Genomic DNA, 24,552 nt, shown 5'->3' with positions numbered 1-24,552 from the left:
CTTTGTTTATTTGTGTTATAATAAATTTAAAAATAATGGATGGTGTGGCGATGGAAGGACAATCTTTTCTTTATAATGCGATAATAAATTATGGTTATATAGCGCTTTTTATAGGACTTTTAATTGAAGGAACTGGAGCACCAGGGCCAGTGCAAATACTGTTTTTTGCTGCGGCGTATTTGGCTACAAAAGGAGAAATGAACCTTTTTTATGTTATAGTCATCGCTACATTAGGAAATATAACAGGAAATGTGATAGCTTATTTGGTAGGCTATTATAAAGGTAGGCCTGTTGTTGAAAAATACGGTAAATATTTAAAAATAACAGTAAAAGACCTTGAAGCTATGGACAAATGGTTTGCTAAATATGGAGGTTTTACAGTTTTATTAGGTAGGTTAATAGGACTTCCGCGAACCCCGGCTATTTGGGCTTCAGGTATAACCCGTATGAATTTTACTGCGTATGTAATATTTTCTGCTATTGCTGATTTTATATGGTCTACTTTTTGGACAGTAGTATCTTATCTTGCCGCTGTACAATTGATTAAAATAAACTTTTTTGTAAAAAGCTACTCGGCTTGGGTGTATTTTGCTTCCACAATAGGGTTTATTATATTTTTATATATGGTTTGGAGGATACTTCTTTGGATGAAAGAAAGGTATCTGACATAGATATTTAAAAGATAACCACTTTAAAGTCATCAGAAAAATTAAGACAGGTTTAACAAAGGATAAACCTGTCTTTTCTATATCAACAAAATGAAAGTGCTTAATGAGTCACAGGTTTAGCGTAAAAGAATTTAATAGGCTCACTGTATTTAGGTATTACTATTCTATCAGAAATTTGTATGTCCACTTTAATACCATAAAATTTTAAAGTATCTATTATTCCACCTTTTATATTAAGAGCTGCTTTAAGTGTCTCAGGATCTCCTATTGCTTTTATCACGTAAGGAGGAGCATATCGGGTAGAGTTTATGTTTATTGTGGGACCCACACATCGTATTTCGGATGTTGCAATTAATCTTTGGTCGTTTATAGCTATTGCTTCAGCTCCACCCGCTTTCAATTCATTTACAATATTTAGTAAATCTTCATCATGAACTAAGTACAAGTTAGGGTCTTCCCCGTCTCGGGGCTGTAAGTCGCTGTCATTTACAGTTACTATAACTCCTGGGCCTTCCATATCTGTAAGTCCCGCTAAAGATTTATATTTTTCTATATCCTGTTGTAGATTTTTTAAAGCGGCATCATTTTTTGAGGCAGCATCTTCGTACTCTTTGAATCTTTTAGTGAGTTCTTCTAATTGTTGTTCTAAGTTTGCCTTTTCTTCTTGAACTTTTTTGAGCTGCTGAGTAAGTTCTTCTGACCTTGCATAATTTGTAGCTACAGTAGGGGTAGAGGTTCTATTGCTACCTTGAACAGTTTTAAATTGAATAGAAATCATTAAGCCCATTGCAATAAATACAAGCATAAAAGATAAAGTTTGCAATACCTTTCCTTTCAATTTTTCCACATCCTTTCTCTATATAAAAAGACGTCTTCGTCTTGCTTTTGTTTCAGCTTATGTTGCTTTTGTAAATAACTATGCCACTCTATAAATACTATAACATGGAAAATGTTAAAATTTATTAAGAAATTATTAAGTTTTTATTACAAGAAGGTTACAAAAGCCTTAATATTCCCCAGAGGAATCATTTTAAACGTGAATATATTAATTAATTTAGAGAAAAAATAAACTTGACTATTTTTTGAAATCTGATAAACTTTTATTAACAGAAAATTAATATTGAAAAGGAGAGAGTATTATGAACAAAATATCTATAATAGGTTCTGGATTTGTTGGTGCTACTACTGCATACACACTGGCTTTGAGTGGATTTGTCAAAACTATTGTATTAATAGATATTAACAAAGACAAAGCAGAAGGTGATGCTCTTGACATAAGCCACGGTGTACCATTTATTAGTCCAGTTGAAGTGTACGCGGGAGATTATGGTGATGCTGCAGGTTCTGACATAATAATTATTACAGCGGGAGCAGCACAAAAACCGGGGGAAACCAGACTTGACTTAGTGAAAAGAAATACAATGATTTTTAAGGACATAGTGGCAAAACTTATTAAAGTAAATGACACAGCCATATATCTTATAGTTACAAATCCAGTAGATATTCTTACATACGTTACCTATAAAATATCTGGCTTGCCATACGGAAGAGTATTGGGGTCTGGCACAGTTCTCGACAGTGCGAGATTTAGATATCTTTTAAGCAAACATTGCAATATAGATCCGAGGAATATACACGGATATATAATTGGGGAGCATGGCGATTCTGAACTTGCAGCTTGGAGCATTACAAACATAGCAGGTATACCAATAGATGATTACTGCAATTTATGCGGAAAAGCATGTGAAAAAGATTTTAGAGATGAGATTTTTAATGATGTTGTAAGAGCTGCCTATACGATAATAGAAAAAAAAGGGGCGACATATTATGCGGTTGCTCTTGCAGTAAAGAGAATTGTAGAAGCTATTTTAAAAGATGAACATTCCATTTTGACTGTGTCATCTCCATTAACCGGCCAATATGGCGTTACAAATGTGGCTTTGAGCCTTCCTTCCGTTGTTGGGCGAAATGGAATCGTGAATATACTTGAATTACCACTTTCACAGGAAGAAATTGATGCTTTTAGAAGATCAGCCGAAATTATTAAAGGTGTAATACAAGAGCTTGATATATAAGAGGGGAAACCCTCTTTTTTGTATATAAAAAGTCACAGTGTGAAAACATAATAATTAAATAATGATATTTAGGGTGTGATAAAAATGCAGAAAATAACACAGCAGGAAATTATTCTAAGTTCATTTGTTGAAGCACAAAATTTAGAAAAGATATTGCTAGATAAGGTCAGGGAATATGGGAAAGAGTCAGTTGACAATCAAATAAAGGGATTATTAAAACAAATTGAAATAATGATAAAAAACCATAAAGAAGATATACAGAAGGCACAAAAGACTATGCATATTAGTTCTCTTGTTAAAAAAAATATGTCTCAAGAGCCATTAGACATGCTTCAAGATTTATTAAAAAATTTAGTTAATATTCAAGCTTTTTACAATGAAACTGTTGTGAATGTTACTAATCCTTACGTTAGGCAGTTGTTTACTGAAATGAGGGATGATGTTATGAGATTCATTTCTATTCTTCAAATTGAAATTGAAAGTCTGGAATCGAAACCTTCTATTCCAAATAACACAGTTTTAAATACACCGGAGATGAGTTAATATGAAAGTGGCTATTATTGGGGCTGGAGTTTCAGGGCTGGCTGCGGCAATTACTTTTCAAAGGTATGGTATTATACCAGATATTTTTGAAAAAAGTGCAAAATAGGTGATTTGTATAACCATGTGGGAGGGTTATTAAAAGTAATAAACCGGCCTATAAAGGATCCACTTCATTATCTTAAAAATGTTTATGGAATAGAAATAAAACCAATTAACACAATTGACAAAATAGTAATGAAAGGACCAACTGTAACTGCTTCTGTAAATGGGAATAATCTTGGGTATATGATTTTAAAAGGACAGGATGCAAACTCTCTTGAAAATCAATTGTATAATAAGTTAGAAATACCAGTTAATTTCAATATAGAAGCTGATTACAAAAAGTTAAAAGATAATTATGACTATCTAATTATTGCTACGGGAAGTTCGCAGATTCCAAAAGAATTGGGCTGTTGGCAAGAGCTGGTGACGACCTGGGTGAGGGTAGCAAGTGTTTTAGGGAATTTTGATACAAAAACTCTTATAATGTGGATAAACACTCTTTACACTAAAAGCGGTTATGTTTATTTAATTCCTTATAATGAAAAAAGAGCCGTCTTAGCTATGGTAGTGCCTTATATTTCTAAGGAGGAATTGCAGTATTATTGGGACACATTTCTAAAGGTAGAAAAGATGAATGTGGATATTGTAAATATGGTGGATTTGGAGCATATTTCTGGCAATTGTTTTCCACATCAATATGAAAATCTGCTTTTTGTTGGGAATGCAGGGGGAGCGATAGAGCCTTTTTTAGGATTTGGGACTTTTAACTCTATTGTAAGTGGAGCTATAGCAGCAAAAAGTATTGTTCAAGGAGTTGATTTTGAAAGGGAAATAAGATTTTTGTCTGAGGCCAATATAAAGATGCTGGAGTTTAGAAAAGCTTTAGACCTTATAGACAATGATAAGTTGGATAAATTAATAAAAATTCTTACTTTTCCTCCTGTAAAAAAAATTGTATACCATACTAATTTTAATGTTATAAAATATGGCTCTATTTTTATGAGATATACAATGAATAAAATGAATAATAAACCCTTATGAACACAGAAAGAAGGTATGAAAATGAGAGTAGCAATAATTGGAGCAGGAGTAGCAGGGCTATGTTGTGCATACACTCTTGGAAAATTAGGAATATCTTGTGATATTTATGAAAGAAAACATACCATTGGAAGCCTGTATTCTTATGGAGAATTGTTATTGCACATTGCACATAGACCCTGTAAGGATCCTCTTAAGTTTATAGCTAAAGAGTTTGGAATTTTAATTGAACCTTTAAATGAAGTAAGGAAGATAGTTATCAAATCTCCAAAGAGGGAAGCTTTCATTGAAGGTAAACAATTTGGATATATTGTAAAAAGGGGACAAGAACAGGAAAGCATAGAAAACCAATTGGCAAAAAAAATAAATGCAAAAATAAATTTTAATATTAATGCGGATTATAGGGAATTAGCCAAATCTTATGATTATGTTGTAGTTGCTACAGGCAGCAGTATGATAGCAAAACAACTTACAGAAGTTAAAAATGTAGTTTCTACAAGGATTAAAGGAGGAATTGCATTAGGAGATTTTGAGCCTAGTACCGTATATTTATGGCTTAATACTATGTATGCAAGGTCAGGTTTTGGTTATCTTGTTCCTCTTAGTAAAAGTAACGCTTCAATAATTCTTGTGGCTACCTATACGCAAAAAGAAGAGATTGAAAATATGTGGCACACATTTTTGTATCAAGAAAAATTAGATTATGAGATGATAGAAACTTTTGAAACAGAATTGGACATCAGTATAACAGATAAACATCAAATAGATAATATGTTTCTAATAGGAAATGCAGGGGGATTTTTAGATCCTTTTTTAGGATTTGGACTTTTAAACGCTGTGGAGAGCGCAGTCTATGCGGCAGAATCAATAAAACATGGAGGAGATTATGAAAAAAAAGTAAAAAGAATAACAGATAGAGTTGATAAGCTTATAGGTTTTAGGAAGATGATGGATAGTATAAAAAATGAAGACTATGATAGAATAGTAAAGGTAATTGAAAATCCTATAGTCAAAAGAGTGATGTACAGAACTAATTTAGATGTGATAAAATATCTGCATTATTTTATAAAACATCAAAGACCCAGCAATTAGACTGGGCCTTAAATATTCCACAATTGAAGTCCTGTTGTTTCATCGTAAATTCTTTCTAGCTTATTTTCGCCATAATCTGATATTACAAATTCCGCAGCAAATATTATTGTTCCTTCCATTAAATGACCACCGAAAGCGTTTCCGTTTTTATCTGCTAATGTGATGTGGACATGAGCAAAGGGCTTGCCGTCTTTTACTGAGATATTTCCTGTGGCATTTAGTATTTCCATATGTTCGTCTTTTGATATGTAGATGTAGTTTTTGCTTTGTGCATCATAGTAACTAAATACTGCTTTTGATACAGCACCTATTATGCGTATTTCACCAGAACGTATATTTTCACTGGTAATGATTTTATTAATTTCTTCTAAAAGGTCTTTCCCGTATTGAAATCTTCCTATAAACCTTCTTTCAATTGATACACTTTTATACCCCATAAAACCACATCCTTTTAACTTTTATTTTTTATATAATTATATCATAAACTTGCTTAGATTTGGAATTTGCAAATTGCGCCTCATTTTTAAATTTTTTCAATAAAGGATTTTTGAAAATTTAGCGAATAAATATAAAAAAGTGGACAATTTTTGTGTGACAACTACTTAATAATTTTAAGTTGATATTTAATCGTCAATATTTTATTATGAGTGTAAAAGAGACGTAAGGAGGAAATAGTGTAAGTTTTATGAAAACGTTAAATGAGAACTTTTTTAAGTTAATAGACAAGGTCATTTTGATTTTGGTCATTTTGATAGCAGCATTGAGCATTTTTTTGTATAAGCTTGAAAAGGTAGAAGAACCTATTTTTGCAAAAACATCACAATATCACTTTTATATGGTAGCACAAAATTCTGTAGATCCTTTTTGGAAAGAAGTGAAAATGGGAGCCATGGATGCTGCAAAACGTTACAATGTTGCAATTGAATTTAATGCGCCAAAATTTAATAACATCCAAGAGGAACTTCAGTATTTGGATATTGCTATACTGTCTAAAGTTGATGGCATAATAACTCATGTTTCCAACAGTAAAGAGTTTGTAGACTTGATTGAAGAAGCCTATAAAGAAGGAATACCAGTAATTACAATAGAAAATGACGCAAAAGACAGTAAAAGGCAGGCTTTTATAGGTACAAACAGTTTTCAATTGGGGGAAGAAGCCGGAAAGCTTATGATTAAGGCTACCAGTGGTAAAGCTAACATTGCTATAATTGTCAGTAATGATTATCAATTAGACACTGTAAATCAAAATTTGAAAATCAATGGCTTTTTAGATGCCATAAAAGATTATCCTCAAATGAAAGTAGTAAAAGTTTATACTTCAAAATTAGGTACTTTAAGCGCAGAAGAGATTACTCAGTCAATTATAAGCAGTAAACAAAACATAAATGCTATTTATACTACAGATTCTGTAGATACCATTGGTACTGCACAAGTAATAGTTGATTTTAACAAAGTTGGAGAGATAGCGATTGTAGGTTATGGAGATACTGCGGATATTTTGAGGTATATCGACAAAGGAATAATATACGGCACAGTTATGAGTGATCCTTATAGAATAGGATATGAAAGTGTAAAGTCTATGGTGGAAATTAAAGAAAAAAATAATGTCTCTACATTTGTTGATATAGGAGTAAATGTTATTACTAAGCACAATGTCAAAGAATATTTCAAAAGAATACAATTAATGGAGTAAGGTGATGGCATGAAAAAAGATGTGTGGAGATTTACAGGCATAAGGCGAAAATTGATAGTTTATTACCTCCTAATTACTGTTTTAATGGGTATCACAAGTTTTTATTCGTATTATAATGCGAAGTCAGTTATAAATCGTTTAAAATCAATTTTTGTGGATTATATATACCTGAACAATTTAAATGCCGATGTAAACACGTTGGAAACAGAAGTGGAGAAGTATTTATCTACCAAATCCTCAGATGCCCTTTTAAATTATTATACTCTCTATAACAAGCTTCAAGAACAAGCCTCCGCTATTTTAAATAAAAAAAACTATGACCAGGATGGTTTAATGTTAAAGGATATAGGAAATATGATTGAAAGCCTTTTGAATGAAACTGACGCGGCAATAAATGCTAAAAGAGGTAGGATAAGCAGCGAATACATTGCGCATTTTACGAGGTCCATTAGAATAAGCGAATATATAAAACTCTACATTAACAATCTTCTTAACAGCAAATTGCAAGAGGGCTCTTTAAAGTACGCTTCTATATCAAAGAACATGGAGTTTATAAGCTATTTAAATGTGTTTTTAATAATAGGTTCTATTCTTTTTAACATATTTCTTGCAATATTTTTTACCTATCGAATTACAAAACCTCTTATGGACCTTTCTTATTTGGCAGTGAGAGTTTCAAAAGGAGATTTTGATGTACGACCGGTAGAAATAAAGACAAACGATGAGATAAGCATCCTTGCAGAAGCTTTTAATAAGATGGTGGTAAGTATAAGAAATTATATAGGAGAAATAAAAAATCAGGCAGAAGTGGAGAAAAAATTAAAAGAGCAAGAAATGCAGAATCTCAAGATGAGAAATATTTTAAAAGAGGCAGAACTTAAGGCTTTGCAATCCCAGATAAACCCTCATTTTCTATTTAATACCTTAAATGCAGCTGCACAATTGGCAATGATGGAGGGGGCAGATAAGTCTTCGGAGTTTATAGAAAACGTTGCAAAGCTTTTTAGGTATAATTTAAAAAAATTGGATACTACAGTTACATTGCAAGACGAAATAAACAATGTAAAGACATATATGTACATTTTAAAAACAAGATTTGGAGACAGAGTTGATTTTAAAGTAGAAGTAGATGAAAAGGTTTTAGATGTAGAAATGCCTTGTACAATAATTCAGCCCGTAGTGGAAAATGCTTTTATTCACGGATTAGAGGATGTAGAAGAAGGAGGCTTTATTAAACTTACCGTAAAAAGAGATGATGATAAAGTTTTAATAGAAGTTGTTGACAATGGGAGGGGAATGAGCAAAGAAAAAGTAAAGGCAATATTATCAGCAGACTATGAGGATTTGTCCAAAAAGCATGTTACAGGTATTGGCATGCACAATATCATAAACAGGCTAAGGCTTTTTTATAACATTTCTGCTATAGAAGATGTAATTGAGATAGATAGCAAAATAGGAGAAGGAACAAAAGTTACTTTAAAAATTCCTTTAATGAAGGGTGATAAAGAAAATGATTAAATTGTTTATTGCGGATGATGAGCAAATAGTTATAGATTCAATTAAATTTATCATAGAAAAGAATAATGTAAAAGCTGATATAATTGGTTTTGCTAAATCTGGAAGAGAAGCCATTGAAAAAGTGGAAATTTTAAAACCTGATGTAGTTTTTATGGATATAAAGATGCCGGGAATAGATGGAATTGAAGCCATAAAGCAAATTAAAGAAAGGCATAAGGACATAATTTTTGTTATTATTACCGCTTATGAGTATTTTAATTATGCGAAAGAGGCAATAGACCTTGGAGTGTTAGATTATCTTTTGAAACCTCTTAATAGAAATAAAGTCGTAGAAGCTATAAAGAAAGCTATTGAGGTGATTGAAAAAAGAAGAGAGGCAATGTTAAAGGAGTTAGAGTTAAAGGAGAAACTCAATAAGATTATTCCTTATTTAGAAGGGCAATTTTTGTATACTACTCTTTTTAGTGGTATAACCTATGATGACTTGTCCTTTTATGAAGAAATATTTGGAATTAAATTACAACGTGGTTATGCGATGATAGTGACAGTAGAGGATGTTGATAACAACCTCAAAGGTCAAACTCTAAAATTAAGCATAGAAAAACAAAATTTTTATGATCATTTTAAAACAATTGTAAAAAATATAAAAAAATGTTTGGTAGGTTACTTTTTTATTGACAAAGTATTTGTGTACTTTCCTGTGGTGGAGGAAAATTCATTTGAGATTAAAAATGATTCTATAGAAACAGCGGAGAAAATAATAGAAGCTATAAACCAAAAAGTGAAAATTCCTTACAGGATTGGAATAGGTAGAGTTTACAATTTCGAAAATATTTTGAAATCTTATTATGAAGCAGAAATGGCATTAAAAATGGCAAAAAATGAACTGATTGTACATTTTGATGATATTGCAATGCCACAAAATAGATTTAAGCCTTATCCTATTAATAAAGAAAGACTTTTTATTGAGAGGCTTATGGCTGGAGACCTTCAAGGATCTTTTACTATATTTAATGAAATTTACGAATGGATGGTTTTGGAATACCAAGAGGATGTAGATAAAATAAAGTCCAAACTTATAGAAATAATCGGTGTTATTAAAAGGAATCTTTCCTATTATGCTGAGGAGGAAAAATTTATTGAAAACCGAGAACTGGAAGAAATTTTAAAAATAAACGATGTTGGCAAAATAAAGTTTATATTTATCAATACTCTGAAAAATCTATTCGACAGCATAAAAACTATCAACAAAGAAAAAACGGATACCTTTATGGCCAAAATAATTAGATTTATAGAGGACAATTTCAATAAAGACATTACACTGGATGACGTTGCAAAAGAAGTCAATATGAGTTACCACTATTTTAGTAAATTTTTCAAAGATCAAACTGGAAAAAATTTTATCGATTACTTGACAAATTTGAGAGTAACTAAAGCCAAAGAACTATTAGAGGATGAAACTGTAAGCATAAAAGAAGTGTGCTACAAGGTTGGCTACAGCGACCCAAATTATTTTAGCAAGATATTTAAAAAAGCTACAGGGATGACGCCTACAGAGTACAGATTGGCTATTTACAAAAAAGGGGGTGTAGTTGGTGGAGAGTAAAAATGTAATCAAAGTGATAGTAGCAATTGTCCTTATGATTATTTTTGGTGTTTTAGTTTTTTTGACTGTTAAGCATGTAGTAGCATATAGAGAAGTAAAGAACCTAAACTCTAACTTAGATAAAAAAGAACACAAAATTAAAATTGGTTTTTCTCTTGGTACCTTAAAAGAAGAAAGATGGATTAAAGATAGAGATATAGTAATGGCAAAATTACGGGAATTTGGGGCAGAGGTTTTAGTGCAAAATGCTAATAATGATGACCAAGACCAATTAAAACAGGTGAAATACCTTTTGGACCAAAAAATTGACGTACTTATCATTGTTCCAAATGACCTTGAAAAAGCCTCTTATGCGGTATCATTGGCACAAAAAGAAGGGGTAAAAGTGATATCCTATGACAGGCTTGTTACAAAATCAAATGTAGACCTTTATATATCTTTTAACAACATAAAAGTTGGGAAACTGATGGCGGAATATTTAGTGAAAAGAGTACCGAGAGGGAATTATTTAATAATAAATGGTGCTACGACGGATAACAACACAAAAATGATAAAGGAAGGATATGACAGTGTTCTAAAGCCCAGAATTGAAAGTGGAGACATAAAAATTGTAAAAGAAGACTGGGCACCTAATTGGATGACAGAATACGCTTTTAATTCTACAGATGAACTGCTGCAAAAGGGCGTGAAAATTGATGCCGTAATAGCAGGATGATGCTTTAGCGGGAGGAATTATAGAGGCTTTATCAGAGCACAGATTGGCGGGAAAAGTATTGGTTGCAGCTCAGGATGCTGACCTTGCTGCATGTCAAAGGATAGTGGAAGGAACTCAGGCTATGACAGTGTACAAACCAATTGATAAATTGGCAGAAGCCACCGCAAAAATGGCTATGAAACTTGCGAGAGGTGAAAAATTAGACGTTAAAAATACCATATATGACGGGAAATATTACGTTCCTTATTATGTTCTCGAACCTATTGCTGTTGATAAAACTAATATAGATGATACTGTAATAAAAGACGGTTTTCACAATCGCGATGAGGTATACAGAAATGTATCTAAATGATTATTCAGGCTTTAAGCCTGTATTTTTTTGTCTTAAAAAATTACAGATAAGTAAGTTAAAAAATTTAAGTTGCCAAAAAAGTAAAGGATAACAAAAAAAGTTCCAGAGGCAATTTGAGGGGGGAGGTAGAATTATTAAAATAAAATTTTAGAAAGGAGAGGTAATGTACAATGAGTAACAAGCGCAGACTTATAGTAGTAGCAATAGCATTCCTATTGTTAGTATCTGCTTTTCTTGGTGGTTGTTCTTCTTCCTCAAAACAAACTTCTAATTCCTCAGAGCAAACTTCTGAGAAAAAACAATTGGCTGTTGGTATTGTATTACCGACAAAAGATGAACCCAGATGGATTCAAGATGAGACACGCTTTCAGGATGCATTAAAGAATACCCCTTATTCTGCTGAAATTCTTTTCAGCCAAGGTGACCCTGCTAAAGAAAAAGCTAATGTAGAAACTTTGCTAAGTAAAGGTATAAAAGTGCTTATTTTGTGCCCTCACGATGCAAATGCGGCAGCAGCTTCTGCAGAGGCAGCTAAAAAAGCAGGTGTAAAGGTTATATCTTATGACAGGTTAATACTTAACACAGATGCAGTAGATTATTATGTCACTTTTGATAGTGTACAGGTAGGTAAAGAACAAGGTCAATATTTAGTTGATCATGCAACAGGTAAAGGCAATCCTCTATATCTCTATGCTGGTGCTTTATCTGATAACAACTCTTTCTTATTCTTCCAAGGAGCATGGGAAGTTTTACAGCCAAAGATCGCTGATGGTACTTTTGTAATTGCAAATTCTGACAAAGCAGTTGCATTAAAAGATAAAAAAGACTTAACTCGTGATGAAATGGCAAGTATTATAGGACAAATTACTACAAATTGGGATTTCAATACTGCTAAAAACCTTGCTCAGGCAAACCTTGCTAAGGCGCCAAAAAATTTAAAGGGTAATGTATTTATACTTGCTCCTAATGACGGTACCGCAAGGTCAATAGCAGATACTTTTAAAGCAGATCCGGACATTAAAAGTTATGTAATTACTGGACAAGATGCTGAAAAACCATCTATTCAATACATTATTGATGGCAAACAATCCATGACTGTCTTCAAAGATGTTAGGATTCTTGTTAAGGATGCAATAAATGCTGCTTTGACATATTTAGACGGAAAAACCCCAGAAGCTACGAAAACTTATAATAATGGTGTAAAAGATGTTCCTTCTAAACCATCTCCTGTACAAGTAGTGGATAAGAATAATGTAAAACAAGTTCTAATAGATTCTGGATATTACCAAGAAAGCGATTTTACTTGGCCTAAATAATGTTGGAGGTGTAAAGAATGGGTACCCCGCTTATAGAGCTTGTAAACGTAAGTAAAAGTTTTTCAGGTGTACAAGTATTATTTGGTGTAAATTTTAAAGTTCAACCAAGGGAGATACATTGTTTAGTTGGAGAAAATGGAGCCGGCAAAAGTACTTTAATGAAAATCTTAAGCGGGGTATACCCTTATGGTGAATACGAAGGAGAGATAAGACTTGAGGGATACCCTGTAAGATTTTTTAGCATAAAAGACAGTGAAAAAGCCGGAATTTCCATTATCCATCAAGAACTTTCTTTAGTTCCAGAGATGACAGTATATGAGAATATCTTTTTGGGAAATGAAATTAAAAAGGGAAGTATAGTAGATACTTTTGAGGAAATAGAAAGAGCACGACAACTTTTATTAAAAGTCAAAGGTGAAAATATTAATCCTACTGTAAAGGCTAAGGACCTTAGTGTAAGTATGCAGCAGCTTGTTGAAATAGCAAAAGCACTTTCAAAAAATCCCAAAGTGTTAATTCTGGATGAGCCAACTTCTGCTTTAAGCGAAACTGAAAGTGAAAATCTCCTTATTCTTTTAAAAGGACTTAAAGAACAAGGAGTTACAATTATTCTTATAAGTCATAGATTAAAAGAAGTTTTGAAAGTGGCGGATTCTATAACTGTTTTACGAGATGGGCAAACAGTAGCCTATTTTAATTGCAAAACTGAAGAAGTAGATGAAAAAAAGATAATAAAACATATGGTTGGAAGAGAGATTACAAATCTTTATCCAATGCCTATAGCCGAACCTCTAGATGAACCTATAATGGAAACTAAAAATTGGAATGTAGTTGAACCCAATACAGGCCGCTATTTAGTAAAAGATGCAAACATTGTATTAAAAAAAGGAGAAATAGTAGGGTTATTTGGATTAGTTGGTGCTGGACGTACAGAATTTGGACTTAGCCTCTTTGGGAATCCATATGGCTACATTATTTCTGGAGATATAATATTAAAGGGTAGAAAAGTAAAGTTTAAGACTCCGGAAGATGCAATTAAGCAGGGAGTGCTTTATTTAACGGAGGATCGAAAAGAAAAAGGGCTGATTTTGATAAACAGCATAAAGGAAAATATAAGTTTGGCGAATTTAAAAGCTTTGAAGAAAGGAATTACAGTTGATGAAGCCAAAGAGATAGAAATAGCCCAAGGTTTTCAGAAAAGACTTAATATAAAAGCTCGTAATGTTGAAGTTAATGTTTCTACTTTGAGCGGAGGGACTCAGCAAAAAGTTTTGGTAGCTAAAGGCCTTTTTGCTGAACCAGATGTCATTATTTTGGATGAACCTACAAGAGGTATAGATGTTGGCGCAAAATATGAAATATACACATTAATAAGAGAATTAGCAAGTGAAGGCAAAGCCATTCTCCTTATATCCTCTGAATTACCGGAAATATTGGGAATGAGTGATAGAATATATATAATGAGCAAAGGTAAAATTACAGGGGAATTGAAATCAGAAGAAGCCAATCAAGAAATCGTAATGGCTTATGCCGTGAGCTAAAGGAGGGTTTAAGATTGAAGGAATTTATTCGCCATTTAAAAGAATTTTTGAAAGATCATGTAAGAGATTATGCTATGTTTATAGCACTTTTTGCAATAATGGCTGTTTTTGCGGCCCTCTCTGGCGGCGATTTTTTATCACCTGTAAATATTAGTAATCTTGTGGACCAGACGGGATATATAGCTGTTCTTGCAATTGGAGAAACTTTAATTATTGTTATACGACATATTGACCTTTCTGTAGGATTTTTGTCTGGATTTTTAGGAGCAATTGCAGCTATATTGATGCAATTTTATCACTTTTCTGCTTTATCAGCCATTATAATAGTGCTAGGATTAGGAACATTAGCTGGATTACTAAACGGTTCGCTAGTAACCTACTTAAGAATCCCAGCTTTTGTTGCTACTTTAGCAGGTTGGTTAGCTTATCGTGGCGCTCTTTTGTTGGCTACAAAAGGATCTGGAACTATTATAATTACCAATAAAACTTTTAATGCTATAGGCAACGGTTTTATTCCAGACTTGCCTTTTATAAATAATATTTTACCTAATTATCATAAGCTTACATTGTTAGTGGGTATTGTAGCAGCAGTGCTAATTGTTTATTTTTCTCTTAAGAATAGAGCCCAACAAATTAAAAGAGGATTTGATGTACTTCCACTAGACATTTTCCTTATCGAATTGCTTTTTATTGATGCTTTATTGTTATATATAACTTTTATTTTAGCAGCTCATCGAGGGATTTCATGGACCCTTGTAATTATGATAATTACCACAGTTATTTATAGTTTTATTACTAATAGAACCGTTTTGGGAAGACATATTTATGCAGTAGGTGGTAATCCAGAAGCGGCTGCTTTAAGTGGAATTAATGTGAAAAAAATTACCCTTATTGTCTTTGCTTCGATGGGTTTTCTTTCAGGTTTATCAGGAATATTGTTTGCTTCCAGACTTCAATCAGCTACAACTACTGCTGGTACTCTTTTTGAACTTTATGCTATTGCTGGAGCTTATATAGGAGGAGTATCTGCAGCAGGCGGAGTGGGAAAAGTAATCAACTCATTGATTGGAGCATTTGTTATGTCAACTTTGACTAATGGAATGAATCTTCTAGGAGTGGATATTTCGCTTCAATATATAATTCTTGGAATAGTTTTGGCTGCCGCTGTCATATTTGATGTAGCAACTCGCAGCAAGGAAAGATAAAAAAGACGGGTATGTCCCGTCTTTTTTATCCCCCGCTTTTTCAATGGTCCCCCTCTATTTGCTCCACTTTAAAACAGGATTTCTTGCAGCCAGTACCTCATCAACCCTTCTTACAGGCGTGTTGTGTGGAGCTTCTTTTAAAAGTTGCGGATTTTCTTTTGCTTCCTCTGCTATTTTAATCATTGCTTCAATAAAAGCATCCAGTGTTTCTTTGTTTTCAGTTTCTGTAGGTTCAATCATTATGGCTTCTTCAACAATTAGTGGGAAATATATTGTAGGTGGATGAAAACCGTAATCTATGAGCCTCTTAGCGACATCTAATGTTCTGATATCATTGACTTTTTCTAAAAGACCTGCTAAAACAAATTCATGCATGCATACTTTGTCAACAGCCACTTTATAGTGATTTTTAAGTTTTTCTTTAAGATAATTAGCATTTAAAACGGCCATTTCGCTGGCTCTCTTAAGTCCTTCAGCTCCCATAGTCAGAATATACGAATAAGCTTTTACAAGTACATTGAAATTACCATAAAAGCTTCTTACTTTTCCAATTGAAAGTGGTCTGTCATAGTTTAGGGTGTACATACCGTCCTTAAACTCTATTACGGGCACTGGCAAAAAGTCGGCAAGCTCTTTTTTGACACCTACAGGTCCAGAACCTGGTCCTCCACCACCGTGAGGTGTAGAAAATGTCTTATGAAGATTTAAATGTACCACATCAAATCCCATGTCACCAGGGCGTGTGATTCCCATTATAGCATTCATATTTGCACCGTCGTAATACAAAAGCCCTCCTGCTTCGTGTACTAGTCTTGCGATTTCTACTATATTTTCTTCAAAAAGTCCTAAAGTACTTGGATTTGTGAGCATAAGTCCTGCTACTTCCTCATTTAAAACGGTTTTTAACGCCTCAAGGTCTATTGCGCCTTCTTTAGTGACTTAATTTCAATGACGTCAAAACCCGCAACTGTTGCACTGGCAGGGTTTGTACCATGGGCAGAATCTGGAACGATTATTTTTTTACGCTTTTTGTCATTTCTGTGCTCGTGATATGCTTTAATTATCATAAGACCTGTCAATTCCCCATGGGCACCTGCAGCAGGCTGTAATGTGAATTTATCCATTCCCGTTATTTCAGAGAGCATATTTTCTAATTCATACATGAGTTTCAAAGCGCCTTGTACAGTTTCTACTGGTTGATAGGGATGTAAAGCTGTAAAACCTGTGAGGGATGCCATGTCTTCGTTTATTTTAGGGTTATATTTCATTGTGCAGGACCCTAAAGGATAAAAGCCTGTGTCGACGCCATAATTTTTATTTGACAACAAAGTGTAATGCCTTATTATATCTACTTCACTTACTTCAGGAAGCTCTATTTCTTCTTTTCTTATCATCTGTTCCGGGAGTATTTCTTCTAAAGTCTTTTCCTCCACATCTAATCTAGGAAGAGTATAGGCTTTTCTTCCTTCCTTTGACAATTCAAATATCAATTTATTGTACTCTTTCATTCTATCGCCTCCAGCAGAGCTTTTAATTTATCAATTTCTTCTTTTGTTCTCTTTTCTGTAAAAGCCAGTAACATTGTATTTTTGTATTTATCGTAATCTCTGTGGAGGTTGTATCCGCCTAGTATCCCGTTTTCTAAAAGCTTTTGATTAATTATGTCTATATCTATCTCACTCTTTATTGCAAATTCCATGAAAAATGGTTTATCAAAAGCCGGTTTATACTTTCCTGATGCAGTAAGTACTGAAAAAGCGTAATGAGCTTTTTGTGTACATTGATAAGCTACTTCTTTTATGCCTTTTTTACCCATGGTTGCAAGATATAGTGCAGCAGTCAAGGCATTTAAGGAATGGTTGGAACAAATATTTGATGTAGCTTTTTCTCTTCTTATGTGTTGTTCTCTTGCTTGCAGGGTAAGAACAAAGGCTCTTTTACCGTCTACATCTTTTGTTTGGCCTACTATTCTTCCTGGCATTTTTCGTACAAGCTTTTGTGTAGTAGCTAAAAAGCCGAGATAAGGACCACCAAAGTTTAACCCATTTCCAAGAGACTGACCGTCTCCTACAGCTATGTCTGCACCAATTTCTCCTGGCGATTTGAGTATGCGAGGGGTATTGGATGTACATAGGTTATCAACATCGCCTTATTTTCATGGGTTATTTTCTCAATTTGCTGTAAATCTTCAATAATTCCAAAGAAATTAGGATACTGTACAATTACTGCCGCGGCATTACTCCCAATTTTATTTTTTAAATTTTCTATGTCAGTTACGCCTTCTGTGTCCTCTATTTCAATTACTTGTATATCTCTAAAGTGCATGTAAGTTTTTAAAACTTTTCGAGTTTCAGGATTTACAGTTTTTGAAACTAATATGGTTTTTCTTTTTGTGTTTTCACATGCCATAATTGCAGCTTCTGCACAGGCAGTTGCACCATCATACATTGAGGCATTTGTGACTTCCATTTCCGTGAGGTTGCAAATCATCGTTTGATACTCAAATATAGCCTGTAAAGTTCCCTGGCTTATTTCTGGCTGATAAGGAGTATATGCTGTGTAAAATTCAGAACGGGAGATTATGTGTTTTACAATGGAAGGGATATAATGATCGTATACTCCTGCACCTAAAAAACTTATCAATTCTTCAAGATTTCTATTTTGTTCAGCATATCTTTTAATATGTCTTTTAAGCTCTATTTCTGACATTGGTTTAGCCAAATTTAGGGATCTATTTAAACGTACTTCTTTAGGAATGTTTTCGAATAGTTCTTCTACAGAGCTTTTTCCTATGCTCGTAAGCATTTCTTTTTCGTCATGAGAGGAGATGGGAAGGTAGGGAAACATATTCTCACTCCTCATCCAAGAATTTTTTATACTCTTCAGCTGTCATTAGATTTTCAAGCTGTGATCTATCTTTAAGTTCTACTAATATCATCCAACTATCATAGGGGTCATTGTTTACTAAAGATGGGTCATCAACAATAGCATTGTTTACTTCAAGTACTTTTCCATCTACAGGTGTGTAAACATCAGATGCAGCTTTTACAGATTCTACAACTCCAAGTACATCCCCAGCATTAAGTTCTGCACCTACTTCTGGAAGCTCGATGTACACTATGTTTCCTAAAGAATGCTGAGCATAGTCAGTTATTCCTATGTATGCTTTATCACCTTCTACTTTAACCCACTCATGGTCTTTTGAGTAATACAAGCCTTCTAAAACTTCCATAATTATACCTCCTCCTTACTTTTTATAATTTTTTTTGTAAAAGTTTTTGCTTATTATTGAAGCCTTAAGTGGCTTATTTCTTACTACAATTTCAATTTGATTTCCTAATTTTGCATATTTTACATCAATCAATGCAAGACCTATATTTTTCTTTAGTGTAGGAGAGAAATACCCTGTTGTTACATAGCCTATTTTCTGATTGTGAGCCCGCACTTCATAACCATGTCTTGGAATTCCATTGTCTATCATTTCAAATCCCACGATTTTACGCTTAAGCCCTTCTTCTTTTTGCTTTAATAGAGCATCTTTTCCGATAAAATTGCCCTTGTCAAATTTGACGAAAAACTCAAAACCTGCTTCTAAAGGAGTTATTTCTTCTGAAAGTTCATTTCCATAAAGAGGTAGACCTGCTTCAAACCTTAATGTATCTCTTGCTCCCAAACCTGCTGGTTTAAGTCCATATTCTTTTCCAACTTCAATTATTTTTTCCCACAATTCTATTGCGTATTTATTGGGGATGTAAATTTCAAATCCGTCTTCACCTGTGTACCCAGTTCTTGAAATTAAGGAGTTTATACCTGCTATTTTGACATTGTCTTTGAAGTAGAAAAATTTAATTTGAGAAAGGTCAGTGTCTGTAAGTTTTTGAAGTACTTCTTCTGCTTTTGGACCTTGTATTGCAAGCTCTGAAATTTCATCTGAAATGTTATTTATTTCTACTGCATATACTCCTTTGTTGTCCTTCATCCATTTATAATCTTTTTCTATATTAGCCGCATTTACAACAAGTAAGAAGTGTTCATCAGAATATTTGTAGATTAATAAATCATCTACAAGGCCGCCATTGTAATTGCACATGAAAGTATAAAGGACTTGGTTTTCTTTTAGCTTTGACAAATCATTTGTTATGAGATTTTGCAAAAAGGCAAAAGCTTCTCTTCCTTTTACAATTATTTCTCCCATATGAGAAACATCAAATAGTCCTGCAGCGTTTCTTACAGCTTCATGTTCAGAGATTATGCTTTCAAATTGAACAGGGAGAGCCCATCCTGCAAAGTCGATGATTTTTCCATTATATTTTTTGTAAAGGTCAAAAAGAGGTGTTTTTTTGAGACTATCCAAACATACCACACCCTTTCACAAAATTTAAAAGAGGAGTTATGATGAGCACAAAAAGACTAGGTGCCATCATAACTCCTCTGTTTTTAACCTGAGAGCTTCTACTTAAAGTATTGCTCCTTCGGTGCTCTTGCGAGCTTTCCAGAGGCCTATCCGATAGCGATACTTTTGCCTGAGAGCTTCTATAAAGGCTTGGCGGGCCTTTATATTTCCCCTTCGGCTATCTTTTTTTAAAGATATCTCTCGCTATCATCATCTAGAACAGTATTCAATTTTTTTAAAATATGCTATATTTTTATTATATTATATTCCATCAAATAGTCAATAATCGTTAACCTAAAAGGAGGAGAGGTGGGTATGTTATATATTTACAATAAAAACACAAATCCCTATTTTAATTTAGCTGCCGAAGAATATATTTTAAAAGAATTCCAAGAAGAATGCTTCATGCTGTGGAGGAATGAACCCAGTATTATAATAGGCAAAAACCAGAACACGCTGGCAGAAATAAATTTGGATTATGTAAGACAACATAAAATTCCAGTTGTCAGAAGATTATCAGGAGGGGGAGCGGTTTTTCACGACCTCGGCAATTTGAATTTTACTTTTATAGTCAATGAGGGTGTCAGTAGTTTCAGCGATTTTAAAAGATTTACACAGCCAATCATAGACGTGCTTAGAAAACTTTCTATCAATGCTGAGTTTTCTGGGAGAAATGACATAACAATTGACGGTAAAAAAATTTCGGGAAATGCGCAGTATTATTACAAAAATAGAATATTACACCATGGAACACTTTTGTTTTCTTCTAGCATTACGGATTTGTCAGCGGCACTGAAAGTGCGACCTGTAAAATTTGAAGACAAAGGTGTGAAATCTGTGTCTAAAAGAGTTACAAACATAAGTGAGCATCTAAAAGAGCCTATTACAATAGAACAGTTTATAGACCTCATTATGAATCACATTAGAGAACAAACCGGTGGGAGTGAAATGTATGAATTTACGCAAGAAGACATAAAAAAAATAGAGAAATTGGTTAGGGAAAAGTATAGCACGTGGGAATGGAATTTTGGAACATCGCCAGATTACAAATTTAAAAATGAGAAAAAATTTGCTGGTGGTACCGTTGAGGTAAATTTAAATGTAGAAAAGGGAATAATAAAAGATGTAAAAATTTGCGGGGACTTTTTTGGAAAATACGATGTTTCAGAGGTAGAAAACCTTTTGAAAGGAGTAAAGCATTCAGAAGAGGAAATAAAAAAAGTACTTTCAAATATTGATATAAACGATTATTTGGCCAACATAACTGTTGACAATTTAATAGAAGTGATGTTTTAATAAAAATACCTTTAGATTGTTGAATTTTTAACTAAAAAGTGATAAAATATATATAGAAAAAATTGTTAAATAAATGACGTTTTTATTTTATCAAACTTACCCCTTCTAACGGGGGGAACATGCAGAAGATACGATTTAGAATTGGAGGTATATATAGATGGACATAGAAATAAAAGTACCTGCTTTCTCAGATACGATGAAAAGTGGACGAATTACAAAATGGTACGTGGAAGAAGGACAATACGTAGAAAAAGGGGCTTGTCTATGTGATATAGCAGTAAATAAAGTAAATTTTGAAGTGTACAGTGACTATGAAGGCATTATTTCAAAAATTGTTTGCCATCCTGGGAGTACAGTGGAGCCGGGAGATGTTATTGCAATAGTTACACAGTCTGAAGAAGTAAAGCCTTCTGTCACCCAAAAGGAAATTAAATATGAATGCAAAGAATATGATTTAGCTGTCATAGGGGCAGGTCCTGGAGGATATGTTGCTGCTATTAAAGCTGCTAAAAAAGGTGCAAAAGTAGCTTTATTTGAAAAGGATAAATTAGGTGGTACCTGTCTAAATAGAGGATGTATACCAACAAAAGCTTATGCAAGAATTGCCGAAGTGTATGACATTTTAAAACGAGCTGGAGAATTTGGATTTGATGTAAAAGTAAACTCTTTTGATTATACTCAAGTTGTAAAGAGAAAAGATGGTATTGTAGGAGAGCTTGTTGAAGGCATAAATGCTTTACTTAAAGCCAATGGAGTGGACTTGTTTTACGCTGAAGCAAAAGTTGACAAAGAAAAGAATGTACTATTTGGAGAAAACAAAATTAAAGCGAAAAATATTATCATTGCAACTGGGTCATCACCTGCTGAACTTCCTATCGAAGGCATTAACTCCAAAAATGTCATGAATAGTGATACTATTCTTGAAATGACCTCTTTGCCACAAAGTTTATGCATTATAGGTGGCGGGGTAATAGGCATGGAATTTGCTTTTATAATGAATCAATTTGGAATAAAAGTTTCTGTTGTTGAAATGATGCCTGACATTCTTCCCACCCTTGATAAAGAAGTAAGTTCTTTTATTAGGGCAATAGCTCAAAAAAGAGGAATCAGGATATATACTTCTTCAACAGTTGAGAGAATAGATGAAGAAGAAAACGGAGGAAGTATAGTAACAGTTAAAAATGGTGAAAATATAAAGCGCATATACGCAGATAAAGTGTTTGTGTCTATAGGGAGGAAGTTAAATACAGATATTGGCCCAATTACGGAACTATTAGAATTTGAAGGAAGAGCTATTAAAGTTGATAAGCACATGAGAACAAATGTAGAAGGGGTTTATGCTATAGGTGATGTCACAGGCAAAATGATGTTGGCACATGTTGCATCAGCACAAGGAGAAGTAGCAGTAGATAATATTTTTGGTGAGTCAAGTACATTAGATTATATGAAGATACCAGCAGCAGTATTTACAGAGCCAGAGATTGGGTATTTTGGCTATACCGAAGAAGAGGCGAGAAACAAATTTCAAGAGGTAAAAGTAGGAAGATTTAATTTTGAGCACAACGGAAGGGCTAAGACATATGGAGAGACAGAAGGTTTTGCAAAAGTGATTTCAAATGAAAAGGGAGAAGTAGTTGGCGCCTGGGTGGTAGGTAGTGGAGCTTCTGAACTTATTCACATACTTTCAACAGCCTGCCAAGAAGGTGTGGATGCGGAAGCTTTGAAGAAAGTGGTTTATGCCCATCCTACCAGGAGCGAAACGATTATGGAAGCTGTTAAGGACATTTTTGGGGAGTCTATACACAAAGTGTAATTTTAACGCCATTTATCTATACGCTTTCAGAGCTCTTATAGAGCTTCCGAAATAAATAAAATTTAAAAAATAAAAGGAGGAGTTTAAAATGGCAATTGAAACCTTCAAAGCGGTTTCAAGAAGTTACCAGAGGGGTTAGCAGTTGAAAGCGAGGTAAGAGGCTTTAAAATAATCTTAGATGAGCCTAAAGAGCTAGGCGGTACAAACAAAGGAATGAATCCTGTAGAGGCTTTGCTTTGCGCTTTAGGTTCTTGCCAGACAATTGTGGCATCAGTTTTTGCAAAAGCAAAGGGTATAAATTTACAAGATTTTTGGGTAGAATTAGAAGGAGACCTTGATACAGACGGATTTATGGGAAAAGCTGGTGTAAGACCAGGATTCCAAGAGATAAGATTTAAAATGCACATAAAAACAGATGCCCCAAAAGAAAAAGTAGAGGAATTTGCTAAATTTATAGAAAAGACTTGCCCAGTAGGAGATTCATTAGCAAATCCAGTAAAATTAGTTTTGTCAGATGTGATTGTTGAATAATAATCAAAAACACTCCACCTTTTTGCGGTGGAGTGTTTTTGACATTTAATTAATTTTGCTATTTTTTCTTTTGAGAGTTCAGTGATTTCTAAAACATTTTTAATTCAACAATTTTTTTATTTCCTCTTTCGATAACTCTGTAATTTCCGCTATTTCGTCAATATCCATCCCTTTCTCTAATAATTTTTTTGCTACAGCTATTTTTCCTTCTTTTTTGCCTTTTTCTATACCTTTTTCTATACCCTTTTTTATACCTTTTTCTATACCTTTTTCAATTATCATTTTATATGTTTCTGATTCCTCTAGTCTAAACATCTTTTCCACCTCCCTAAATACTCTCTCAATAACTTCCTTCTTATATACTATGCCAGCCAATATTTCTGCTTTAAAAGCTATGTTCCTCTTTTTATCTATATCTACTTGCATGTTTTTTATTGCTTTCACGCATTTTTCCAGATATTTTTCTCCTTCTTCTTCACGTCTTTTTTTTATCTATCAACGGAAGCAGCGAATACAAATCATAATAATTAGTTTGTGTTATCTCCGAAAATTTTATATTCCCCATATCAATTATTTTATATCTGTAATTTAGCAAATTTTCTTTGCTAAAATTAAAATTAATGCTATCAACCATCTTGAGCTCATGTCTACCCAGATAGATTACCACCTGATAAGGCATTAGATTATACTTTTCTATTACTTCAATTGCGTATCTTAACATTCTATATGGCATTTTATTGTCATTGCTTGATTGAAATTCTATGTGTACAGCAATATCTCCTGTGTCTGTGGTGCATTTGAATATCATATCACTTTCTCTTTTTTCAATTTTTGCGAACTCTATATTAAGTTCATCTATTTTGACGGACGTAAGTCCCAAAAAATAACTCATTATATCATCTGCCATGTCAGAAAAGATATTTTTCATAGCAATGTCATATTTTTGTGACATTTGATTTCTTCCTTTCATTTCTCATCCTCACTGTCTTATAAACATTATACCATAAAAAATTAAAAGATACGCATATTTTGAATTTTTATTTAAAATCTTACAAGTGAATAAATAGAGGATTTTTAAGATTTCTGTAGAACTAATAATTAATAAAACTATTATA

The 24,552-nt window shown here is 33.4% G+C and carries 16 protein-coding genes, 6 pseudogenes and 2 riboswitches; of the genes and pseudogenes, 15 read left to right on the top strand and 7 right to left on the bottom strand.

The features are described 5' to 3' along the window. Positions 1-50: 50 nt before the first annotated feature. The gene (locus tag JCM7501_RS05345; protein WP_012994393.1) at positions 51-671 is read left to right on the top strand and encodes a DedA family protein; all 621 of its coding nucleotides are present in this window, start codon (positions 51-53) and stop codon (positions 669-671) included. Positions 672-768: 97 nt separating this feature from the next. Here the strand turns inward: JCM7501_RS05345 and JCM7501_RS05340 are convergent, their stop codons facing one another. After that, positions 769-1,515 (bottom strand): DUF881 domain-containing protein, encoded by a 747-nt coding sequence (locus JCM7501_RS05340; protein WP_028992102.1) that lies wholly within the window; start codon positions 1,513-1,515, stop codon positions 769-771. A 292-nt stretch (positions 1,516-1,807) separates the two neighbouring features. Between JCM7501_RS05340 and JCM7501_RS05335 the strand changes: the two genes are divergently transcribed. The 4 genes and pseudogenes from JCM7501_RS05335 to JCM7501_RS05320 all read left to right on the top strand — a co-directional run bounded on the left by JCM7501_RS05335 (position 1,808) and on the right by JCM7501_RS05320 (position 5,458). After that, positions 1,808-2,743 carry an L-lactate dehydrogenase gene (locus JCM7501_RS05335; RefSeq protein ID WP_012994395.1) on the top strand — a complete coding sequence of 312 codons (936 nt, stop codon included), beginning with the start codon at positions 1,808-1,810 and terminating at the stop codon, positions 2,741-2,743. A gap of 84 nt (positions 2,744-2,827) precedes the next feature. Next, positions 2,828-3,286, top strand: coding sequence for a ferritin family protein (locus JCM7501_RS05330; RefSeq protein WP_028992101.1), 459 nt, complete (start codon positions 2,828-2,830; stop codon positions 3,284-3,286). Between the two features lies 1 nt (position 3,287). Then, positions 3,288-4,388 (top strand): annotated as a pseudogene (locus JCM7501_RS05325) (dehydrogenase). Between the two features lie 2 nt (positions 4,389-4,390). After that, entirely contained in the window at positions 4,391-5,458 is a 1,068-nt protein-coding gene (locus JCM7501_RS05320) for an NAD(P)/FAD-dependent oxidoreductase (RefSeq protein ID WP_028992100.1), read from the top strand. 8 nt (positions 5,459-5,466) lie between these two features. On the opposite strand, the gene JCM7501_RS05315 is transcribed toward JCM7501_RS05320, so the two are convergent. Beyond that, the gene (locus tag JCM7501_RS05315) at positions 5,467-5,895 is read right to left on the bottom strand and encodes a PPC domain-containing DNA-binding protein (protein WP_013149730.1); all 429 of its coding nucleotides are present in this window, start codon (positions 5,893-5,895) and stop codon (positions 5,467-5,469) included. A gap of 248 nt (positions 5,896-6,143) precedes the next feature. Between JCM7501_RS05315 and JCM7501_RS05310 the strand changes: the two genes are divergently transcribed. The 7 genes and pseudogenes from JCM7501_RS05310 to JCM7501_RS05280 all read left to right on the top strand — a co-directional run bounded on the left by JCM7501_RS05310 (position 6,144) and on the right by JCM7501_RS05280 (position 15,404). Then, positions 6,144-7,151: a sugar-binding protein gene (locus JCM7501_RS05310; RefSeq protein ID WP_028992099.1), complete on the top strand. Its 1,008-nt coding sequence runs from the start codon at positions 6,144-6,146 to the stop codon at positions 7,149-7,151. Positions 7,152-7,160: 9 nt separating this feature from the next. Continuing rightward, on the top strand, positions 7,161-8,669 hold the full coding sequence (locus tag JCM7501_RS05305) for a sensor histidine kinase (RefSeq protein ID WP_028992098.1): 1,509 nt from the start codon (positions 7,161-7,163) through the stop codon (positions 8,667-8,669). After that, positions 8,662-10,275 (top strand): response regulator, encoded by a 1,614-nt coding sequence (locus JCM7501_RS05300; RefSeq protein WP_028992097.1) that lies wholly within the window; start codon positions 8,662-8,664, stop codon positions 10,273-10,275. The genes JCM7501_RS05305 and JCM7501_RS05300 overlap by 8 nt, the downstream gene beginning before the upstream one ends. After that, a pseudogene (locus JCM7501_RS05295) lies at positions 10,265-11,342 on the top strand (sugar ABC transporter substrate-binding protein). The gene JCM7501_RS05300 and the pseudogene JCM7501_RS05295 overlap by 11 nt, the downstream one beginning before the upstream one ends. Positions 11,343-11,512: 170 nt before the next feature. Further along, positions 11,513-12,658, top strand: coding sequence for a sugar ABC transporter substrate-binding protein (locus JCM7501_RS05290; RefSeq protein ID WP_028992095.1), 1,146 nt, complete (start codon positions 11,513-11,515; stop codon positions 12,656-12,658). 17 nt (positions 12,659-12,675) lie between these two features. Continuing rightward, positions 12,676-14,199, top strand: a complete 1,524-nt coding sequence (locus tag JCM7501_RS05285; RefSeq protein ID WP_004400238.1) for a sugar ABC transporter ATP-binding protein — start codon at positions 12,676-12,678, stop codon at positions 14,197-14,199. Positions 14,200-14,213: 14 nt separating this feature from the next. Beyond that, positions 14,214-15,404 carry a sugar ABC transporter permease gene (locus tag JCM7501_RS05280; RefSeq protein WP_003870809.1) on the top strand — a complete coding sequence of 397 codons (1,191 nt, stop codon included), beginning with the start codon at positions 14,214-14,216 and terminating at the stop codon, positions 15,402-15,404. Between the two features lie 54 nt (positions 15,405-15,458). Here the strand turns inward: JCM7501_RS05280 and gcvPB are convergent. From gcvPB to gcvT, 4 genes and pseudogenes are all read right to left on the bottom strand, one after another. After that, positions 15,459-16,912 (bottom strand): annotated as a pseudogene (gcvPB, locus tag JCM7501_RS05275) (aminomethyl-transferring glycine dehydrogenase subunit GcvPB). Then, a pseudogene (gene gcvPA, locus JCM7501_RS05270) lies at positions 16,909-18,251 on the bottom strand (aminomethyl-transferring glycine dehydrogenase subunit GcvPA). Before gcvPA ends, gcvPB begins: the two co-directional pseudogenes overlap by 4 nt. A gap of 4 nt (positions 18,252-18,255) precedes the next feature. Beyond that, positions 18,256-18,636 carry a glycine cleavage system protein GcvH gene (gcvH, locus tag JCM7501_RS05265; protein WP_028992093.1) on the bottom strand — a complete coding sequence of 127 codons (381 nt, stop codon included), beginning with the start codon at positions 18,634-18,636 and terminating at the stop codon, positions 18,256-18,258. Between the two features lie 15 nt (positions 18,637-18,651). Beyond that, positions 18,652-19,758 carry a glycine cleavage system aminomethyltransferase GcvT gene (gcvT, locus tag JCM7501_RS05260; RefSeq protein WP_028992092.1) on the bottom strand — a complete coding sequence of 369 codons (1,107 nt, stop codon included), beginning with the start codon at positions 19,756-19,758 and terminating at the stop codon, positions 18,652-18,654. A gap of 74 nt (positions 19,759-19,832) precedes the next feature. Beyond that, positions 19,833-19,903: riboswitch (glycine riboswitch) on the bottom strand. 2 nt (positions 19,904-19,905) lie between these two features. Then, a riboswitch (glycine riboswitch) is annotated at positions 19,906-20,011 on the bottom strand. A 101-nt stretch (positions 20,012-20,112) separates the two neighbouring features. Between gcvT and JCM7501_RS05255 the strand changes: the two genes are divergently transcribed. From JCM7501_RS05255 to JCM7501_RS05245, 3 genes and pseudogenes are all read left to right on the top strand, one after another. After that, positions 20,113-21,093, top strand: a complete 981-nt coding sequence (locus JCM7501_RS05255) for a lipoate--protein ligase (RefSeq protein ID WP_028992091.1) — start codon at positions 20,113-20,115, stop codon at positions 21,091-21,093. A gap of 157 nt (positions 21,094-21,250) precedes the next feature. Then, the gene (gene lpdA / locus JCM7501_RS05250) at positions 21,251-22,906 is read left to right on the top strand and encodes a dihydrolipoyl dehydrogenase (protein ID WP_028992090.1); all 1,656 of its coding nucleotides are present in this window, start codon (positions 21,251-21,253) and stop codon (positions 22,904-22,906) included. An 88-nt stretch (positions 22,907-22,994) separates the two neighbouring features. Beyond that, a pseudogene (locus JCM7501_RS05245) lies at positions 22,995-23,437 on the top strand (OsmC family protein). Between the two features lie 99 nt (positions 23,438-23,536). Here the strand turns inward: JCM7501_RS05245 and JCM7501_RS05240 are convergent. Continuing rightward, a pseudogene (locus JCM7501_RS05240) lies at positions 23,537-24,389 on the bottom strand (Rpn family recombination-promoting nuclease/putative transposase). Positions 24,390-24,552: the final 163 nt, after the last annotated feature.

It is taken from the genome of Thermoanaerobacter thermocopriae JCM 7501 (genome assembly GCF_001310975.1).
GTDB lineage: Bacteria > Bacillota > Thermoanaerobacteria > Thermoanaerobacterales > Thermoanaerobacteraceae > Thermoanaerobacter > Thermoanaerobacter thermocopriae.
The sequence above is the reverse complement of the archived record's forward strand: the minus strand, read 5'-3'. Positions and strand labels throughout refer to the sequence as shown.

Bases quoted from the DNA above. Each gene is read 5' to 3' on its own strand.
- JCM7501_RS05345 (WP_012994393.1), top strand. From the start codon at position 51: ATGGAAGGACAATCTTTTCTTTATAATGCGATAATAAATTATGGTTAT.
- JCM7501_RS05335 (WP_012994395.1), top strand. From the start codon at position 1,808: ATGAACAAAATATCTATAATAGGTTCTGGATTTGTTGGTGCTACTACT.
- JCM7501_RS05330 (WP_028992101.1), top strand. From the start codon at position 2,828: ATGCAGAAAATAACACAGCAGGAAATTATTCTAAGTTCATTTGTTGAA.
- JCM7501_RS05320 (WP_028992100.1), top strand. From the start codon at position 4,391: ATGAGAGTAGCAATAATTGGAGCAGGAGTAGCAGGGCTATGTTGTGCA.
- JCM7501_RS05315 (WP_013149730.1), bottom strand. From the start codon at position 5,895: ATGGGGTATAAAAGTGTATCAATTGAAAGAAGGTTTATAGGAAGATTT.
- JCM7501_RS05310 (WP_028992099.1), top strand. From the start codon at position 6,144: ATGAAAACGTTAAATGAGAACTTTTTTAAGTTAATAGACAAGGTCATT.
- JCM7501_RS05305 (WP_028992098.1), top strand. From the start codon at position 7,161: ATGAAAAAAGATGTGTGGAGATTTACAGGCATAAGGCGAAAATTGATA.
- JCM7501_RS05300 (WP_028992097.1), top strand. From the start codon at position 8,662: ATGATTAAATTGTTTATTGCGGATGATGAGCAAATAGTTATAGATTCA.
- JCM7501_RS05290 (WP_028992095.1), top strand. From the start codon at position 11,513: ATGAGTAACAAGCGCAGACTTATAGTAGTAGCAATAGCATTCCTATTG.
- JCM7501_RS05285 (WP_004400238.1), top strand. From the start codon at position 12,676: ATGGGTACCCCGCTTATAGAGCTTGTAAACGTAAGTAAAAGTTTTTCA.
- gcvH (WP_028992093.1), bottom strand. From the start codon at position 18,636: ATGGAAGTTTTAGAAGGCTTGTATTACTCAAAAGACCATGAGTGGGTT.
- JCM7501_RS05255 (WP_028992091.1), top strand. From the start codon at position 20,113: ATGTTATATATTTACAATAAAAACACAAATCCCTATTTTAATTTAGCT.
- lpdA (WP_028992090.1), top strand. From the start codon at position 21,251: ATGGACATAGAAATAAAAGTACCTGCTTTCTCAGATACGATGAAAAGT.